The organism is Acidovorax sp. (assembly GCF_046291265.1).
In the GTDB taxonomy this organism is placed as follows: Bacteria; Pseudomonadota; Gammaproteobacteria; order Burkholderiales; family Burkholderiaceae_C; genus Acidovorax.
Map to the genome: position 1 here is coordinate 41,171 of NZ_JBKBTV010000006.1, position 15,671 is coordinate 56,841.

Sequence of the window (15,671 nt, forward strand, 5' to 3'; positions counted from 1 at the left end):
CCGCAGGGCTTGATGCGGTTGATCGGGGTCAGAAATGATGGTGGTTTTCCAGCAGAGCGCGGCGTGTGGTGGGGCTTTGCAGCTGGTTCAGCCACCATTGCAGCGCGCGGCCGGGTGCGGTAAAGCCCGGGCCGCCCCAGGCGTAGTGCACACGCACGTTGCGCTCGGGCCGGGCCACGCGGCGCTCTACCAGGCGACCTGCCTCCAGGTAAGGGCGCACCATGGGCTCCGGCAGAAAACCGCCGCCCAGGCCCCGAAGTTGCACGCGCACCTTGGCCTGCATGGTGTCCACGGTCAATACGTCCTGCCCGCCCAGCAGCCCCATCGTGGCGCCGCCGCGGGTGGCGGAGTCAGCCACGGCCACGGCGCGGTGTTCCAGCAGCATGGCGTCGGTGATGGGTTCGGGCACAGAGGCCAGCGGGTGGTGGGGTGCCACCACATAGATGAACAGCACATCGCCCAACGTGCCCTGCTGCACACCCGCCACGTTGTTGCCCGCGATCGAGACCCCAATGGCCAGGTCGGCGCGGCCTGATGTGAGCGCCTCCAGCGTGCCGGTCATGATGCCGTCGCGCAGTTTGAGGCGCGTGGGGGGCTGCATGGCATAAAACGCATCCACCAGCTCCAGCATGGTGTGGGGCGAGATGATGCCGTCGATGGACAGCGTGAGCTGCGGCTCCCAGCCCGTGGCCACGCGGCGCACGCGGTTTGCAACGGCGTCGATGTCCTGCAGCAGGCGGGCCCCTTCGCGCAGTAGCTCGGCGCCGGCTTCGGTGGGGCGGGCCTGGCGGGCGCTGCGGTCAAACAGCAGCACATCCAGCGCGTCTTCAATCTGGCGCACACGGTAGGTGAGGGCGCTGGGGACCAGGCCCAGTCGGCGCGCGGCGGCGGCAAAGCTGCCCGCCTCGGCAATCACCTGCAGCATGGTCAGCGCATCGGGGGTCAGAACATCGCGTGCGTTTTGCATGGTGGCGCCATGTTAATTCAGATTATTTGAACAATGCCATCAATTCATCTGGCCCTGTGCAGTGACCCACAGGCCTAAAGTCGAGTCTTCAAAGGAGCAATCCACATGCTGACTGTTCGTAAATCGCAAGACCGGGGCCACGCCGACCATGGCTGGCTCAATTCATTCCACAGCTTTTCGTTTGCGGGGTACTACGACCCGGCGCACATGGGCTTTGGCAACCTGCGCGTCATCAACGAAGACCGCATCGCGCCTGGCACGGGCTTTGGCACCCACGGCCACCGCGACATGGAAATCATCAGCTACGTCATGTCGGGCGAACTGGCCCACAAGGACAGCATGGGCAACATCAAAGGCATCCCGCCCGGCGACGTGCAGCGCATGAGCGCGGGCACCGGCGTGCAGCACAGCGAGTTCAATCACGCTGAAGGCCAGACCACCCACTTCCTGCAGATCTGGATCGAGCCCAACGTGCGGGGTATTCCACCCAGCTACGAGCAAAAAACCTTTGCCGACGCTGAAAAGCGCGGAGCCCTGCGCCTGGTGGCTTCGCCTGACGGCGCGCAGGGCTCCGTCAAGCTGCATGCCGATGCCGCGTTGTACGCGGGCTTGCTGGATGCGGACGAGTCCGTTACCTTGCCGTTAGACCCCGCCCGCAAGACCTATGTGCACCTGGTGCGCGGCGCACTGTCGGTCAATGGCAATGCACTGTCGACCGGCGATGCCGTGCTGATCGACAAAGAATCCACCTTGTCGTTGACCGATGGCCACGACGCCGAGGTGCTGGTGTTTGACCTGGCCGCGTGACCTTTGACCTTCCGTCTTCAACCCACTTTCGCCCCGGAGTTATTCACCATGCTCACATCCCTTCAAAACCCCCTGGCCCTGGCATCACGCTTGCTGCTGGCGGCCCTGTTCCTGCCCGCGGGCATCAGCAAAATCACCGGATTTGCTGGCACCGTGGGCTACATCACCTCGGTGGGCCTGCCCATGCCGACGGTGGCTGCTGCGTTGGCGGCTGCCGTTGAGGTGCTGGGCGGCCTGGCGCTGATCTTTGGCTTTGGTACGCGCTTTGCGGCCCTGGCGCTGGCGTTCTTCACGCTCGTGGCCAGCTTCTTCTTTCATGCGTTCTGGGATCTGCCTGCGGACAAACAAATGATGCAGCAGCTGATGTTCTTCAAGAACGTGGGCGTGACCGGTGGCCTGCTGGCCCTGGCGGCATTTGGCGCCGGTGGCTGGAGCGTGGACGGCCGCCAGTCTGGCCGCTGATCTAGGCATACAGCCTCCACCAATAACCTGCTGGCGGCAAGATGGCTGCTGCAGGCGCTTCATCCGGTTTCCCCTCGCTCCCTTTTGTCCTCTCTCTTTTCCACAGGAGTTTTCTCATGGCACACATCGCAGTTGTTTACCACTCGGGTTACGGTCACACACAGCGCCTGGCGCAAGCCGTGGCAGAGGGCGCAGGCGCCCAGTTGATCGCCATTGATGCAGACGGCAACCTGCCCGAAGGCGGTTGGGAGACCCTGGCGGGTGCCAGCGCCATCATCTTCGGCTCGCCCACCTACATGGCTGGCCCCAGCTGGCAGTTCAAGAAATTTGCCGATGCCTCGTCCAAGCCCTGGTTCAGCCAGGCCTGGAAGAACAAGCTGTTTGCAGGCTTTACCAACAGCGGCAGCATCAACGGCGACAAGCAGATCACGCTGGACTACTTGTTCCACCTGGCCATGCAGCACGGCGGCCTGTGGGTGGGCAACGGCATGATGCCGGCCAACTCCAAGGCGGCCACTCGCAACGACGTGAACTGGATGGGCTCGTTCAGCGGCGCCATGTCGCAGTCGCCGTCCGACGCATCGGCTGCAGAGATGTTTCCGGGCGATCTGGAAACCGGCAAGCAGTTTGGCCAGCGCGTGGCCGACATGGCCGCCAAGCTGGGCAACTGAAGCTGGTAGGCTGGCGCGATTGTTTCGTCAGCCTGTCCCACGTGTCCGTTCACCCAGGAGTCGTCCCATGAATCACCGTTTCCATCCTGTTGTTGGCCTTTCAACCCCCGTGGGAGCGTTGTCATGAGCGGCTCCTTGCGTTTGGCGGGGCATGCCAAAGACCTGGGCGGTGGCTTCAAGGTGCGGCGCCTGTTGCCCGCTGTGCAGCGTCAGGCCGTGGGCCCCTTCCTGTTTTTTGACCACTTCGGGCCCGTGACGGTGGAGCCCGGCGCCGGTCACGATGTGCGGCCCCATCCGCACATTGGCTTGGCCACCGTGACCTACCTTTTTTCGGGCGCCATCATGCACCGAGACAGCCTGGGCTGCGTGCAGCAGATCGAGCCCGGTGCCATCAACTGGATGACGGCCGGGCGCGGCATTGTTCACTCCGAGCGCCGCCCCGAGAGCCTGGCAAACCAGTCGTTTGTGAACCACGGCATTCAGCTGTGGGCAGCTCTGCCGCAGGCCCATGAGGAGGCCGAGCCGTCGTTTGTGCACACACCGTCTGCCGCCATTCCGCAGGTGCAGGTGGGCGATGCCACCGTGCGCGTGCTCATTGGCGAGGCGTTTGGCCACACATCGCCCGTGGCCACGTACTCGCCCACGCTTTATCTGGACGTGCTCCTCCCTGCAGGCGCCGCGCTGGAGATCCCCGCGCTGGTGCAAGAGATGGCCGTCTATGCGGTGGATGCGCCGGTGCAGCTCAACGCCGAGCTTCTGGACGCCCAACTGCTGGCGGTGATGGAGGCCGGGCAGCTCATGCGCCTTGTGGCTGGCGACAGTGCCGTGCGGCTGATGGTGATTGGTGGCGATGCCCTCGATGCGCCGCGCCACATGTGGTGGAACTTTGTGTCCAGCCGCAAGGATCGCATCGTGCAGGCCGCCAGCGACTGGGAGGCTCAAACTATGGGCCAGGTGCCCGGTGAAGTGGAGTGGATACCCCTGCCGGAGCATCGTTTCAAGGGTTGAGCTTCTGGCCGATCGGTCAGGTTGTCAGGGCTTGGATGGCGGAAAAATCAAGCCAAATTGGCCTCTAGCGCTTACTGGATAAGCGCTAGCAGCTCACTTATTGATAGTGTTTTCTTCAGTGGCGGGCTGCGGCTCGGTCGAGAGGTCCGCCGCCAGCACCCTGCGTTCATCGAACACAAAACAGCCGCCGTGGTAGTGCGCACCGTCGGTGAGTTCAAAGTATTTGAGGATGCCGCCCTCCAGCTGGTAGACGTTGGTCAAACCTTCCTCCCGCATCAGGATGGCCGCCTTTTCGCAGCGGATGCCACCGGTGCAAAAGCTCACCACCGTCTTGTCTTGCAGCGCGGCTTTGTGGGCGCGCAGGGCCGGGGGGAACTCGGTGAACTTGTCGATGCGCCAGTCAATGGCGTTGTCAAACGTGCCATGGTCCACCTCAAATGCATTGCGCGTATCGAGGGTGACCACCTCGCGCCCGTCATCGTCATGGCCCTGCGCCAGCCAGCGCTGCAGCGTGGCGGGGTCGACCGACGGCGCGCGGCCGTGGGCCGGTGCAATGGTGGGGTGGTCCATGCGGATGATTTCGCGCTTGACCTTGACCAGCATCTTGCGAAACGGCACGCTGGCTGACCAGCTTTCTTTCGGCGCAACGTCTGCAAACCGGGCATCGGTTCGGAGGGCATCGACAAAACCCCGCACGGCGTCGGCCGAGCCTGCCAAAAAGAAGTTGATGCCTTCCTCGGCCAGCAAGATGGTGCCTTTCAGATCGGCAGCCACAGCCCGGGCGCTCAGCAGGTCGCGCAGCGCTGCCGCATCGGGCAGGGGCACGAACTTGTAGCAGGAGATGTTGAGAACGGTAGGGTGGGTCACGGCGTTAAAAATGCACAAAGGCCCGCTGGCGGGCCTGTTGATCTGTCGGCCTTTGGGCCCCACTGCGGGCGCCCAGAGGCAGAGGGAACCGTCACGCAGCCGGTGTCAGCAGCGTGGTTTCGATCTTGTTGGCCAGCTGCGCAATCGCCAGAGCCGCGGGGCAGCCCGGGGTTTGCAGCAGCAGCAACTGACGGCGCATGACGGCATCGCGCACCGAAGGGTCGGCCGGAATGTCGCCCATGTGGATCAGGCGCATGGGGCGGCCCGACTCGGTGGTGACAAAACGGTCCAGCACCTGTTGCAGCTGGCTGGTGATGGCGCGCCCATCGCCCGCGCGTGCGGCCTGGTTGATGACCATGCGCACGTGCTGGCGTTTTTGCTGCATGGCCAGCACCTTGATGGCGGCGTAGGCATCGGTCAGCGAGGTGGGTTCGGGCGTGGCCACGATCAGGACCTCGGAGGCCAGCGAAATGGAAAACAGCACCACGTCCGAAATTCCAGCGCCCGTGTCGAGCAGCACCACGTCATAACGCGGGGTGAGCGCCTGGATCACGCTCAGAAACTGGTTGCGCACCTCGGGTGTCAGGCGCGAATACTCCACCATGCCGGAACCGGCCAGCAACACGTCAAAGCCGCCGGGCGCGGCAATGACAGCATCGTCGAGCGAAGCCTTGCCGGTGAACACGTCGTGCAGGGTGATCTTGGGGTGCAGGTTCAGCACCACGTCCAGGTTGGCCAGGCCCAGGTCGGCGTCGAGCACCAGCACGCGCTGGCCGCGACGGGTGAGGGCAGCGGCCAGGTTGGCCGATACAAAGGTTTTGCCCACACCGCCCTTGCCGCTAGTGACCGCAATGATGCGGGCGCCGGTTGCAGAAGCCGAGGGTGTGGCAGGGCCAGCAGGGGTTGCTGGCGAAGTGGGTGGGGGGGACAGCGCGTCGCTCATCATCTAACTTTCAGTAGGCGCTGCCTGTTGGACCAGGGTCCAGCGGAGGCAGGTCGCCCCAACCCGAGGGGGTGTAGAGCGGGCCAAACAACAGGCTTTTCTCTTCGGCACTGACGGTGCTGTCGGGCTGCTCCTCGATGCTGACACGGTTGCGGCCAGCCGCCTTGGCCTGGTAAAGCTGGTGGTCGGCACGATCGGTCCACAGCAGGGTGGTGGACCGGATCCACTGCATGGCAAAGGCGCCACCAATGCTGACCGACACATTCAGCTCGACCGAGGGGGAAATCCGAATGGGTGTATTGGCCACCGCGCGCCGAATGCGCTCGGCCACCACACGGCCAAAGGCGGCCTGGCACGCGGGCAGCACCACGGCAAACTCCTCGCCGCCGTAGCGCGCCAGGGTGTCCATGGGGCGAACGCAGGCCGAAAGCGTGCGCGCCACCGACTGCAGCACGACATCACCCGCCAGATGCCCGTGGGTGTCGTTCACCTTCTTGAAGAAGTCGATGTCCAGCATGAGCAGCAGGGCGGCCTCGCCCGAACGGGTCACGCGGTCGATTTCACGCTCCAGCACGGCGCGAAAGTGCCTGCGATTGGCCAAGCCAGTCAGGGGGTCTTTGAGGGAAAGCTCGCACAGGCCGTCGATTAGGCTCTGCAGGTAGTGCGAGGGCACCTCGCGGTGCAATGCTGCTTCGCTGCCGCCGGCCTGCGCCACCAGTGCGTGTGCAGTATCCAGGCGGAGGTCGCGCAGATCTACAAGATGGGAAGCCGCAGAATCAGACACAAATAGAGCAAAAAAAGTTGGTTGAGTGTACCAGTGCACTTGCAAGAACAGCGCCGGCAGAGGATATAGGTTAAACCCGGGCACCGCGAGTGCCAGACCCGGCCCTACACCTTTCTGCTACACCCGCGCGATAGGCTCGGGGAGCTGTTGCAACGCCAGCAGCGCATCGCTATCGGTGCGGTACATGGCCAGCCCCGAACTGGGCGCCAGAAGCCCGGCTTGGCGCAGCACCTGCTCCACCGGCAGTTTCAGGCCGCTCAGGTGCAAAGTGCCCCCCCGCGACTGCATGAGAGCCAGTAGCTGGGCAAAGGTTTCAACACCCGTCACGTCGATGCGGTTGATGGGCTGGGCCAGCAAGCACAGATGCACCACGTCCGGGTGGTCGGTGAGGTGCGCCGTCACGCGGCGCTCCAGAGCGCTGGCAGACGCAAAGTCCAGTTCGGCGTCCATGCGCAGCGCCAGCAGGCGGGGTGCTAGCGGGGGCAGGTGCCACAGATGGCGGTCGCGCATGCTGCCATCGGGGTGCAGCCCGACTTCGATGATGCGGGGGTGCAGCCGCTGGTACAAAAAGTGGCTGAGGTTCATCAGCAGACCCACCAGCACGCCCCAGTACATGCGGGGCGCGGTGGCCAGCGTCAGCGCAAAGGTGACGCCGCCGATGATGGCCTCCACCCTCGACACCTTCCACAGCCGCAGCAGCGTGCCGGGTTTGATGAGGCTGGTCACGGCAGTCACCACCACAGCGGCCAGCACCGATTGGGGTACGTGGTAAAGCGCTGGCGTCAGCCACAACAACACCACCAGCACCAGGCTGATCGCGAACAGGGTGGCCCAGCCACTTTTGGCGCCTGCATACAGGTTGATGGCGGAGCGCGAGAACGACGCGCTGGTGGCAAAGCTGCCCACCAGCCCGCTGCTGATTTTGGCCAAACCTTGGCCGATCAGGTCCTGGTTCTCGTTCCATTGCTCGCCCGACCGCTGGCTTTCTACTTTGGCGCTCGACGCCGTTTCAAGAAAACTCACCAGCGTGACCACCAGCACAGGCATCACCAGGGCAGAGAACCCGGACCACGGCAGCATCCCCGGCCAGTAGGGTGCTGGCAGGCCCGATGGCAGCGCGCCCACCACGGCGCCGCCTGCATCGGCGTAGCCCAGCGCCCAGCTCAAAGCACCCGCAGCGCCCACCACGATGATGGCCGCAGGGAAATTGGGGCGCCAGCGCCGAGCCAGCAGGAGCAATGCCAGGCTCCCCAGTCCGAACGCGGCCGCGGTGAGGTCGAAGAGTCCCGGGGAAGGCGTAGATAGCAGCGCACCCCAGTCGGACGCCCGAAGCCCCGTCAACGCGCCCAATTGCGAGCCCAGAATGAGCAGTGCCGCAGCCTGCGTAAAGCCGCTGAGCACGGGGGAGGTGACCAGGTTGAGTAGCCAGCCGAACCGCGCCAGGCCCATCACCAGCTGCAACACACCGGACATCAGCGCCATCCAGGCGGCCAATGCCACCCACTGGGCACTGCCGGGCTCGGCCAGGCCGGTGAGGGACGCCCCAATCAACAAACTGGTCAATGCCGTGGGCCCCACGCCCAGGCGGGTGGATGAACTGAACAGCACCGCCACCAATGCGGGGATCAACGAGGCATAAATGCCGGTGATCAGCGGCATGCCCGCCAGGGCGGCGTATGCCACACCTTGCGGCACCAGCATCAGCCCCACCGTCATGCCAGCCCAGAACTCCCCCTTGATCAGGGCACGGTCGGGGCGGGGCCAGGCAAGAAACGGAAGCCAGCGAGAGAGCGAGGACAGGGACATCCCGCAATTGTCGCGCGTCGCCCGCCCGCGGCTCGAATGCGGTGCGCACCCGGCTCGCATGTAGCCGGTGGGTAGGGACGGGCGCCGGGCGGCACCGTCCTACACCCACTTCGGCCACGTCCGACCCGGGCGACATGCAGCGCTGCCTAAAGTCACTCCATGTTTCAACCGCAAGGAGTTACCGCAATGAATACCCTGAAAATTTCCCAACGTCCCGCCCGCCGTGTTGTCAGCATCCTCGCCGTGAGTGCACTGGCCTTGGGCCTGGCAGCCTGCGGCAAAACCGAAGAGCCCACGGTGGGTCAGCGTCTGGACTCCGCGGTAGAGAAGACCGAGCAAGCCGCTGCTGATGCACGCGCCAGCACCGCAAGCGCCATGCAGAGCGCAGAAACCAAGATGGAGCAGGGCGCCGCAAGCGCAGAGTCCGCCACCAAGAACGCCGCGAACAGTGCCATGGGCGCCATTGATGACGCCACCATCACCGCCCAGGTGAACGCCAGCTTGGCCAAGGACCCGGACTTGAGCGCGCTCAAGATCAATGTGGATACCGTCGATGGCAAGGTAACCTTGAACGGTCCAGCCCCTACGACGGTGGCACGTGACCGCGCGGAAACCATCGCCAAGGCCGTGCAGGGCGTGACCTCGGTCAACAACCAGCTGGTTGTGACCGCCAGCTAAAACAGAACACAAAGTCTTTCGGGACTGGATGTAAATGCGCCGCCTAGGGTTTGCCTTGGGCGGCGCGCTAACATGCCCGGCATGAAAGATCACGACACTGACCTCGCCACCCGCATCGTCCACCACGACTATCTTCCCCCCGTTGGATTTGTCGCGCCTCAGCCCGGCGTTTACAAGGCTTCGACCGTCATCTTTCCGAATGTGGCCGCCATGCGCACACGGGAGTGGAAGGACAAGAGTGGCTACACCTATGGGCTGCACGGCACGCCTACCACGTTCATTCTCGAAGAGCGCCTCTGTACCCTGGAAGGTGGTTTGCAATGTGTGCTGGTCCCCAGTGGGCTGGCAGCCATCGCCAATGTGGCGCTCGCCCTGCTGAAACCCGGCGACGAAGTTCTCATCCCCGACAACGCCTATGGGCCCAGCAAAGACCTGGCGAACGGGGAGCTGGCGCGTTTTGGCATCACCCACGTGTTGTACGACCCGCTTGACCCCACCGATCTGGCAGCCCGCATCACACCCGCTACCAAGCTGGTGTGGCTGGAGGCACCAGGGTCTGTCACGATGGAGTTTCCAGATCTGTGTGAGCAGGTGCGCATCTGCCGTGCGCGTGGCATCACCACGGCGCTGGACAACACCTGGGGCGCAGGGCTGGCGTTTGCGCCCTTCGACCTCACGGGTGATGGCAGCCTGGGCGTGGACATTTCGGCCCACGCACTGACCAAATACCCCAGCGGCGGCGGTGATGTATTGATGGGCAGCGTCATCACGCGTGATCTGGCACTGCACATGAAGATCAAGCTCACCCACATGCGTTTGGGGCTGGGCGTTGGTGTGAACGACGCCGAAGCGGTGCTGCGCTCTTTGCCCAGCATCGGTTTGCGCTATCGCGCCCATGACGAAGCGGCGCGCACGCTGGCGCAGTGGATGCAGCAGCAGCCTGCCATCGCGCAGGTCCTGCATCCTGCGCTGGCGGGTTCGCCCGGCCATGACCACTGGAAGGCCTTGTGTGGGGCTGCGCAAGGTGGGCCCGGGGCTGCGGCGGGACTGTTCAGCGTGATGATTGACGCGCGTTTTACCCAGGACCAAGTGGATCTGTTCTGCGACAGCCTGCGCCTTTTCAAGCTGGGCTATAGCTGGGGTGGGCCCATGAGCCTGGTGGTGCCCTACCAACTGGCCAGCATGCGCGCCCGGTCTTCGGCACACCTCCAGCCGGGTACGCTGGTGCGGTTTTCTATTGGGCTGGAGTCCGTGGAAGACCTGCAACAGGATTTGCAGCAGGCCATGGAGCGCGCTTTCTCCCTGGCTTGACGCAGGTCAAGAAACGAGGCCCGCCAACGTGTGCGCGCCTCGTTATTTCCCCCAAAGTGGTAGTTTCCTTAGTGGTGCCCTGCGGGCGGGTGACTTAGTGTGAGGGGTTGCAGATTGCCTGCTGCCCAACCACTGTCCGCCCACTGCCTGCATGCCAGACACACCCAACCCCGCCCCCTTGGCGCCTGATCCGGTCGACGCGCTCCCGTCACACAACTTGCCGACAGAACCGGCTGCGCCTATCACTTTGCAGCCACTTCGATTGGCAGACCCGTTTCGCTGGCTGGCAAAAGGCGTGCAAGACCTGCGTGCGGCGCCAGGCATTGCAGTGTTTTACGGTGTGTGCTTTTGGTGCATGGCGCTGTTGCTGGGCTGGGTGTTTCGCACCAAACCCGAGTACACGATGTCGCTGGCCAGCGGTTGTCTGCTGGTGGGGCCGTTTCTGGCCATGGGCTTGTACGACACCAGTCGCAGGCGCGAGGCAGGCTTGAAACCTCAACTGAGCGCGTCGCTCACGTGCTGGGACAGTCACATGGGCAGCATGGGCATGCTGGTTTTGGTAATGGTGGTGCTGGAGCTGCTGTGGGGCCGGGCGTCACTGGTGGTGTTTGCGGTGTTCTTCAATACCGGCATGCCATCGACCACCGGCGTTCTGCAGGCCATATTCAACCCGCAGAACTGGAGCTTTGTGGCGGTGTATGCCCTGGTGGGCGGCGCGTTTGCGGCGCTGGTGTTTTCTACGTCGGTCGTCTCTATCCCGATGATTCTGGACCGCGACACCGACGCATTGACCGCAGGCATCACCAGCATGCGGGTGGTGCTGGAGAACCCCGCAGTCATGCTGCTGTGGGGCGCGCTGATCACCGGCACCGTGGCGCTGTCGCTCTGGTTCTGGGGTGTGGGGCTGCTTTTGGCTGGGCCGGTGCTGGGCTTCGCCAGCTGGCATGCGTACCGGGCCTCCGTAACCCCACTGCCACCCGCTGCAGCATGACCGCTTAGTCGGGTTCTAAAAGTCCATGCTGTTACAGTGAGCCTCTACTTCAGGAAGCAATTACCTTGGCAACACCCAACTACGGATACGAAAAACGCCAGCGCGAACTCGCCAAAAAGAAAAAAAAGGAAGAGAAGCTGAGATCTAAAACACAACACAGGTCGGACGATCCGCAGGGCGGCCCGCCCGCTGATGACCAGCCAGCGGGCGACGCCGGAGCCCCTGATCAGCCTGCCAGCGCTCCCGGCGGCTAACACATCGGCTGAGCTTCAGCGCAACAGCTTTTTCAGTTCCGGCCACACATTGGCCAGCATTTGCGGATGCGCTTCGGCGCGCGGGTGAATGCGGTCAGGCTGGAACAGACGGGTCGGGTCGGGCCCGTCGGCCACACCCTTCAGAAAGAAGGGCACCACAGCGGCCTTTTGGGCTTTTGCCACCGTGGCAAACAGACCCGCAAACCGGTTGGCGTAGTCCGTCCCATAGTTGGGCGGCACCTGCATCCCCACCAGCAAGACCTTGGCGCCGACCTTTTGCGCCGCTTGCGTCATGAAGGTCAAATTCTCTTCCGTATTTTTGAGCGGCAGTCCCCGCAAGGCGTCGTTGCCCCCCAGCTCGATCACCACATGGCTGGGTTTGTGCTGCGCCAGCAGTGCCGCCAGGCGCGAGCGGCCGCCCGAAGTGGTTTCTCCGCTCACACTGGCGTTGACCACGGTGGCGCTCATCTTGTCCTGCGCCAGCTGCTTCTCCAACAGGGCGACCCAGCCCGTGCCTCTGGCCAGACCATATTCAGCACTGAGTGAATCGCCCAGCACCAGAATCACGGGCTGGCGCGCCGGCGCAGTCGCCGCATTTGCCGCCTTGGCGGCTGTCTGGGCCATGGCGTGGGGCGCCGAAAGCCCCACCAGGAGCCCGATAGAAGCGCTCAGGATAAAGTGGCGCCGTTGCTGATATCGAATCAAAGTAAAGAGCCTTTCATGTCCGAATCCTCCCCATTGCCCAAGACACCCTCTGCCACATCCATCATCGCTGTGGAGCATGTCTTCAAGTCGGTGACGGATTCCACCGGAACACTCGACATTCTGCGGGATATCGATTTCCGCCTGGCACCAAGGGAAACCGCGGCGATTGTGGGTGCGTCAGGGTCTGGCAAAAGCACCTTGTTGTCCATCATTGCTGGGCTGGACACCCCCACGCGCGGCACGGTTCGGCTGGATGGCCATGACCTCTTTGCCATCGACGAAGATGCCCGCGCTGCACTGCGCGCGCAAAAAGTGGGTTTTGTGTTCCAGAGCTTTCAGCTCATGGGCAACCTCACCGCGCTGGAAAACGTGATGCTGCCGCTGGAATTGGCCGACCGCCGCGATGCACGCAAGGCGGCTGCCGACATGCTGGCCCGCGTGGGCCTGGGCCAGCGCCTGTCGCATTACCCCAAGGTGTTGTCCGGCGGCGAACAACAACGCGTGGCACTGGCGCGGGCTTTTGTGGTGCAACCCGCCGTACTGCTGGCCGACGAGCCCACCGGCAGCCTCGACTTTGCGACCGGCGAAACCATCATGAAGCTGATGTTCGACCTGAACCGCGAACAAGGCACAACGCTGGTGCTGGTCACCCATGACCGGGCCATCGCCGAGCAGTGCGAGCGGCGCATCACCATCGAAGCAGGCCGCGTGGTCTGAACGCCTGATAGATCCAGCGGACCGATGTGAAGCTGGAGTTTTGAGTGTTTTTGGCCTCTAGCGCTTATTCACTAAGCGCTAGTAGCTATGAAATTGATAGTCGCCTGAAGCGGGCGCTCCTTGCCAGCGGATAATCCCCCCATGTCCAGCCCCAAAGTTCTCTTCGGCTTTCACGCCGTGGGCGTGCGTCTGAAGACCGCGCCCAAATCCGTCATCGAGATTTACTACGAGGTCACGCGGCGCGACGCCCGCATGCGCCAGTTTCTCGACCGCGCCCGCGAGGCCGGTGCCCGTTTGATCGAAGCCGACAGTGAACGCATTGCCAAGCTGGCCGGCAGCCACGGCCACCAGGGCGTGGCCGCACGGGTCGAGGCGGTGGCGCAGATCACCTCGCTCGATGAGCTGCTGGAAAACCTGGAAGCCGACGGCATCGAAAACCCGCTGCTGCTGGTGCTCGACGGCGTGACCGATCCGCACAACCTGGGCGCCTGCCTGCGGGTGGCGGACGGTGCCGGGGCCCACGCGGTGATCGCCCCCAAAGACCACGCCGTGGGCATCAACGCCACCGTGGCCAAGGTGGCCAGCGGCGCGGCCGAGACCATGCCGTATTTCATGGTCACCAACCTCTCGCGCACCTTGAACGAACTCAAGGAACGCAACATCTGGTGCATCGGCACCAGCGACGATGCGCCCAAGACCGTTTACCAGGTGGACTTGAAGGGCCCCGTCGCCCTGGTGCTGGGCGCCGAGGGCGACGGCATGCGCCAGCTCACCCGCAAGACGTGTGACGAGCTGGTCAGCATCCCCATGAAGGGCGCGGTGGAAAGCCTGAACGTGTCCGTGGCCAGCGGCGTGTGCCTGTACGAAGCGTTGCGCCAGCGGTCCTGAGACTCCCCCTGCAGCGGATGGAAGCCGCTTCGGACACCGTGAAAACGGGGGGGCAGTAGGCGCACCCCTTTGCCGTGCTGACCGGTGCAGGCATCAGCGCTGAATCCGACGTGCCCACCTGTCGTAATGCGCATACCGGCGGCTGAGCGCAGTTCCCGCCTAGTACGAATTCGCGTTCGATGATGGAGAAAACCGTTCGGGCTGCGCTTGTGGAAGCCTCGCGCAGCGCTTCGACAAGCCTGTCCTGAGCTTGCCAAAGGGCTCAGCATGAACGGATTGATATTTTTGAGTGCGTGTGGGTCTGAGAGCGCGTGATGTGTTGTTTGGCAGTTTCCTGTCGCTGAGCTGACAGGCCGCCGCACGCACAGGCGGTAGCCTCCGCCTCCTTTGCACTCTTCCGTCAGAACCCCATGAGCCGTCGTCACTTTCTCTTGCGCGCCACCCAAGTGGCTGCCGTTACCGGCCTGCCCACGTGGGCCCACACCGCTGCCGCGGCGGAAGAGGCGCTGACGCCCAAATCCATCACCCTGGGTTGCTCCATCGCCCTGACCGGCCCGCTGGGCCAGGCGGGCATTGAGCAAGTGGCGGGCATGAAGGCCGCATTTGCCGAGGTGAACGCGGCGGGTGGCATCCATGGCCGCGAGATCCGCATGGACCCCAAAGACGACGGCTATGTGGCCGCGCGCACGTTGAAGAACGTGACCGAGATGGTGGATTCGCAATCGATTTTTGCCTTGATCTCGCCGCTGGGCACCGCCAACACCGCCGCGATCTTGCCGATGATCGAAGCCAAGGGCATCCCCACCGTGGGGCCTGTGACCGGCGCCACCTCACTGCGCAGCGCCGAGGCGCGCCACGTGTTCTTTTTGCGCCCCACGTACCGCGAAGAAACCCAACGCCTGGTCAAGCAGATCGTGGACATGGGCCTCAAGCGCATCGCCGTGGTGTACCTGGACAACCCCTTTGGCAAAGAAGTGCTCAAGGACATGTCCAAGGCGCTTGACGACATCAAGGTGGAACGCGCGGGCGAATACGCACTGGCCGTGGACGGAAAAAATGGCGCCGACCTGGCTGACAAGGTGGCCGCAGAGCGCCCCGGCGCCGTGCTGCTGGCCACCACGGGCACGGCCAACACCGCGTTTGTGCAGGCTTTCCGCGCCAAGGCGCAGGGCGTGCCCCTGGCAGGCATCTCCGTCACGGTGATCTCGTCCGAACTGCCCAAGCTGGCATCGGCTACGCGCGGCCTGGCGCTGGTGCAGGTGTTTCCGGACGCCAACTCGCAAAAATCGGTGGTGGTGCGCAAGTTCCAGAGCACCATGAAGGCCACGGGTGCCAACCCCGCGTTCATCAACAGTGGCAGCGCACTCGAAGGCTGGCTCAACGGCCAGATCATGATCGAAGGCCTCAAGAACGCCGGCAAGGACCTCACGCGCGAACGCCTGCGCGCAGGGCTGGCCAGCATCCGGTCCCTGTCGTTTGGCGACTTCAGCGTGGGCTTTGGCAACAAGGCGCCGTACATCGGGTCGGACGCGATTTACCTGGCCATCTACGCGGACAACGGTCGGCGTTTGAGCTGAGGGCGGTTGGGGCGAGGCAGACCGGCAGACTGTTCGGTCTGTTCGGTGTTGTCCGGCGCTGTTTCTGGCTACCGCTTCTACGGCTTCGCGTTCGATCCATCAGAGCCGTTCGGACTGAGCTTGTCGAAGCCTCGCGCGTCACTTCGACAAGCCTGTCCTAAGCCTGTCGAAGGGCTCAGCGTGAACGGTTTGTATTTGAATACGGACCGGTATCAGTGCCCCAAGCGCTGTGCGG

17 protein-coding genes are annotated in these 15,671 nt (G+C 63.8%); 11 read left to right on the top strand and 6 right to left on the bottom strand.

Translation table 11 applies throughout. The features are described 5' to 3' along the window. Window positions 1–28 precede the first annotated feature (28 nt). The gene (locus tag ACK41V_RS03940) at window positions 29–967 is read right to left on the bottom strand and encodes a LysR family transcriptional regulator (protein ID WP_409778101.1); all 939 of its coding nucleotides are present in this window, start codon (window positions 965–967) and stop codon (window positions 29–31) included. Between the two features lie 105 nt (window positions 968–1,072). Between ACK41V_RS03940 and ACK41V_RS03945 the strand changes: the two genes are divergently transcribed. The 4 genes from ACK41V_RS03945 (at window position 1,073) to ACK41V_RS03960 (ending at window position 3,915) form a co-directional block, all read left to right on the top strand. Beyond that, entirely contained in the window at window positions 1,073–1,774 is a 702-nt protein-coding gene (locus ACK41V_RS03945) for a pirin family protein (RefSeq protein WP_409778103.1), read from the top strand. A gap of 48 nt (window positions 1,775–1,822) precedes the next feature. After that, complete coding sequence (locus tag ACK41V_RS03950; RefSeq protein ID WP_409778105.1) at window positions 1,823–2,236, top strand: DoxX family protein; 414 nt, start codon at window positions 1,823–1,825, stop codon at window positions 2,234–2,236. A 116-nt stretch (window positions 2,237–2,352) separates the two neighbouring features. After that, on the top strand, window positions 2,353–2,907 hold the full coding sequence (locus tag ACK41V_RS03955) for a flavodoxin family protein (RefSeq protein ID WP_409778108.1): 555 nt from the start codon (window positions 2,353–2,355) through the stop codon (window positions 2,905–2,907). A gap of 123 nt (window positions 2,908–3,030) precedes the next feature. After that, entirely contained in the window at window positions 3,031–3,915 is an 885-nt protein-coding gene (locus ACK41V_RS03960) for a pirin family protein (RefSeq protein ID WP_409778111.1), read from the top strand. A gap of 93 nt (window positions 3,916–4,008) precedes the next feature. Here the strand turns inward: ACK41V_RS03960 and ACK41V_RS03965 are convergent, their stop codons facing one another. The 4 genes from ACK41V_RS03965 to ACK41V_RS03980 all read right to left on the bottom strand — a co-directional run bounded on the left by ACK41V_RS03965 (window position 4,009) and on the right by ACK41V_RS03980 (window position 8,315). Next, window positions 4,009–4,782 carry a sulfurtransferase gene (locus tag ACK41V_RS03965; RefSeq protein WP_409778114.1) on the bottom strand — a complete coding sequence of 258 codons (774 nt, stop codon included), beginning with the start codon at window positions 4,780–4,782 and terminating at the stop codon, window positions 4,009–4,011. 91 nt (window positions 4,783–4,873) lie between these two features. Continuing rightward, window positions 4,874–5,725, bottom strand: coding sequence for a MinD/ParA family protein (locus tag ACK41V_RS03970; protein WP_409778117.1), 852 nt, complete (start codon window positions 5,723–5,725; stop codon window positions 4,874–4,876). A gap of 10 nt (window positions 5,726–5,735) precedes the next feature. Continuing rightward, window positions 5,736–6,509 (bottom strand): GGDEF domain-containing protein, encoded by a 774-nt coding sequence (locus tag ACK41V_RS03975; protein WP_409778120.1) that lies wholly within the window; start codon window positions 6,507–6,509, stop codon window positions 5,736–5,738. Between the two features lie 117 nt (window positions 6,510–6,626). Then, window positions 6,627–8,315 (bottom strand): SulP family inorganic anion transporter, encoded by a 1,689-nt coding sequence (locus tag ACK41V_RS03980; protein WP_409778123.1) that lies wholly within the window; start codon window positions 8,313–8,315, stop codon window positions 6,627–6,629. A 186-nt stretch (window positions 8,316–8,501) separates the two neighbouring features. Here ACK41V_RS03980 and ACK41V_RS03985 point away from each other — a divergent pair, with 186 nt between their 5' ends. From ACK41V_RS03985 to ACK41V_RS04000, 4 genes are all read left to right on the top strand, one after another. Further along, a complete protein-coding gene (locus tag ACK41V_RS03985; protein ID WP_409778126.1) occupies window positions 8,502–8,993 on the top strand; it encodes a BON domain-containing protein in 492 nt (163 codons plus the stop codon). A 72-nt stretch (window positions 8,994–9,065) separates the two neighbouring features. Beyond that, a complete protein-coding gene (locus ACK41V_RS03990; protein WP_409778129.1) occupies window positions 9,066–10,304 on the top strand; it encodes an aminotransferase class I/II-fold pyridoxal phosphate-dependent enzyme in 1,239 nt (412 codons plus the stop codon). Window positions 10,305–10,455: 151 nt separating this feature from the next. Beyond that, window positions 10,456–11,295, top strand: coding sequence for a DUF2189 domain-containing protein (locus tag ACK41V_RS03995; RefSeq protein WP_409778132.1), 840 nt, complete (start codon window positions 10,456–10,458; stop codon window positions 11,293–11,295). Between the two features lie 65 nt (window positions 11,296–11,360). Next, window positions 11,361–11,549 (top strand): hypothetical protein, encoded by a 189-nt coding sequence (locus ACK41V_RS04000; RefSeq protein ID WP_409778134.1) that lies wholly within the window; start codon window positions 11,361–11,363, stop codon window positions 11,547–11,549. 15 nt (window positions 11,550–11,564) lie between these two features. Here ACK41V_RS04000 and ACK41V_RS04005 read toward each other — a convergent pair whose 3' ends face one another. Further along, on the bottom strand, window positions 11,565–12,254 hold the full coding sequence (locus tag ACK41V_RS04005) for an arylesterase (protein ID WP_409778136.1): 690 nt from the start codon (window positions 12,252–12,254) through the stop codon (window positions 11,565–11,567). Between the two features lie 15 nt (window positions 12,255–12,269). Here ACK41V_RS04005 and ACK41V_RS04010 point away from each other — a divergent pair, with 15 nt between their 5' ends. From ACK41V_RS04010 to ACK41V_RS04020, 3 genes are all read left to right on the top strand, one after another. Next, window positions 12,270–12,971, top strand: coding sequence for an ABC transporter ATP-binding protein (locus ACK41V_RS04010; protein ID WP_409778139.1), 702 nt, complete (start codon window positions 12,270–12,272; stop codon window positions 12,969–12,971). A 141-nt stretch (window positions 12,972–13,112) separates the two neighbouring features. Continuing rightward, the gene (gene rlmB, locus ACK41V_RS04015) at window positions 13,113–13,859 is read left to right on the top strand and encodes a 23S rRNA (guanosine(2251)-2'-O)-methyltransferase RlmB (protein ID WP_409778141.1); all 747 of its coding nucleotides are present in this window, start codon (window positions 13,113–13,115) and stop codon (window positions 13,857–13,859) included. 410 nt (window positions 13,860–14,269) lie between these two features. Continuing rightward, window positions 14,270–15,436 (top strand): ABC transporter substrate-binding protein, encoded by a 1,167-nt coding sequence (locus ACK41V_RS04020; protein WP_409778144.1) that lies wholly within the window; start codon window positions 14,270–14,272, stop codon window positions 15,434–15,436. Window positions 15,437–15,671 lie beyond the last annotated feature (235 nt).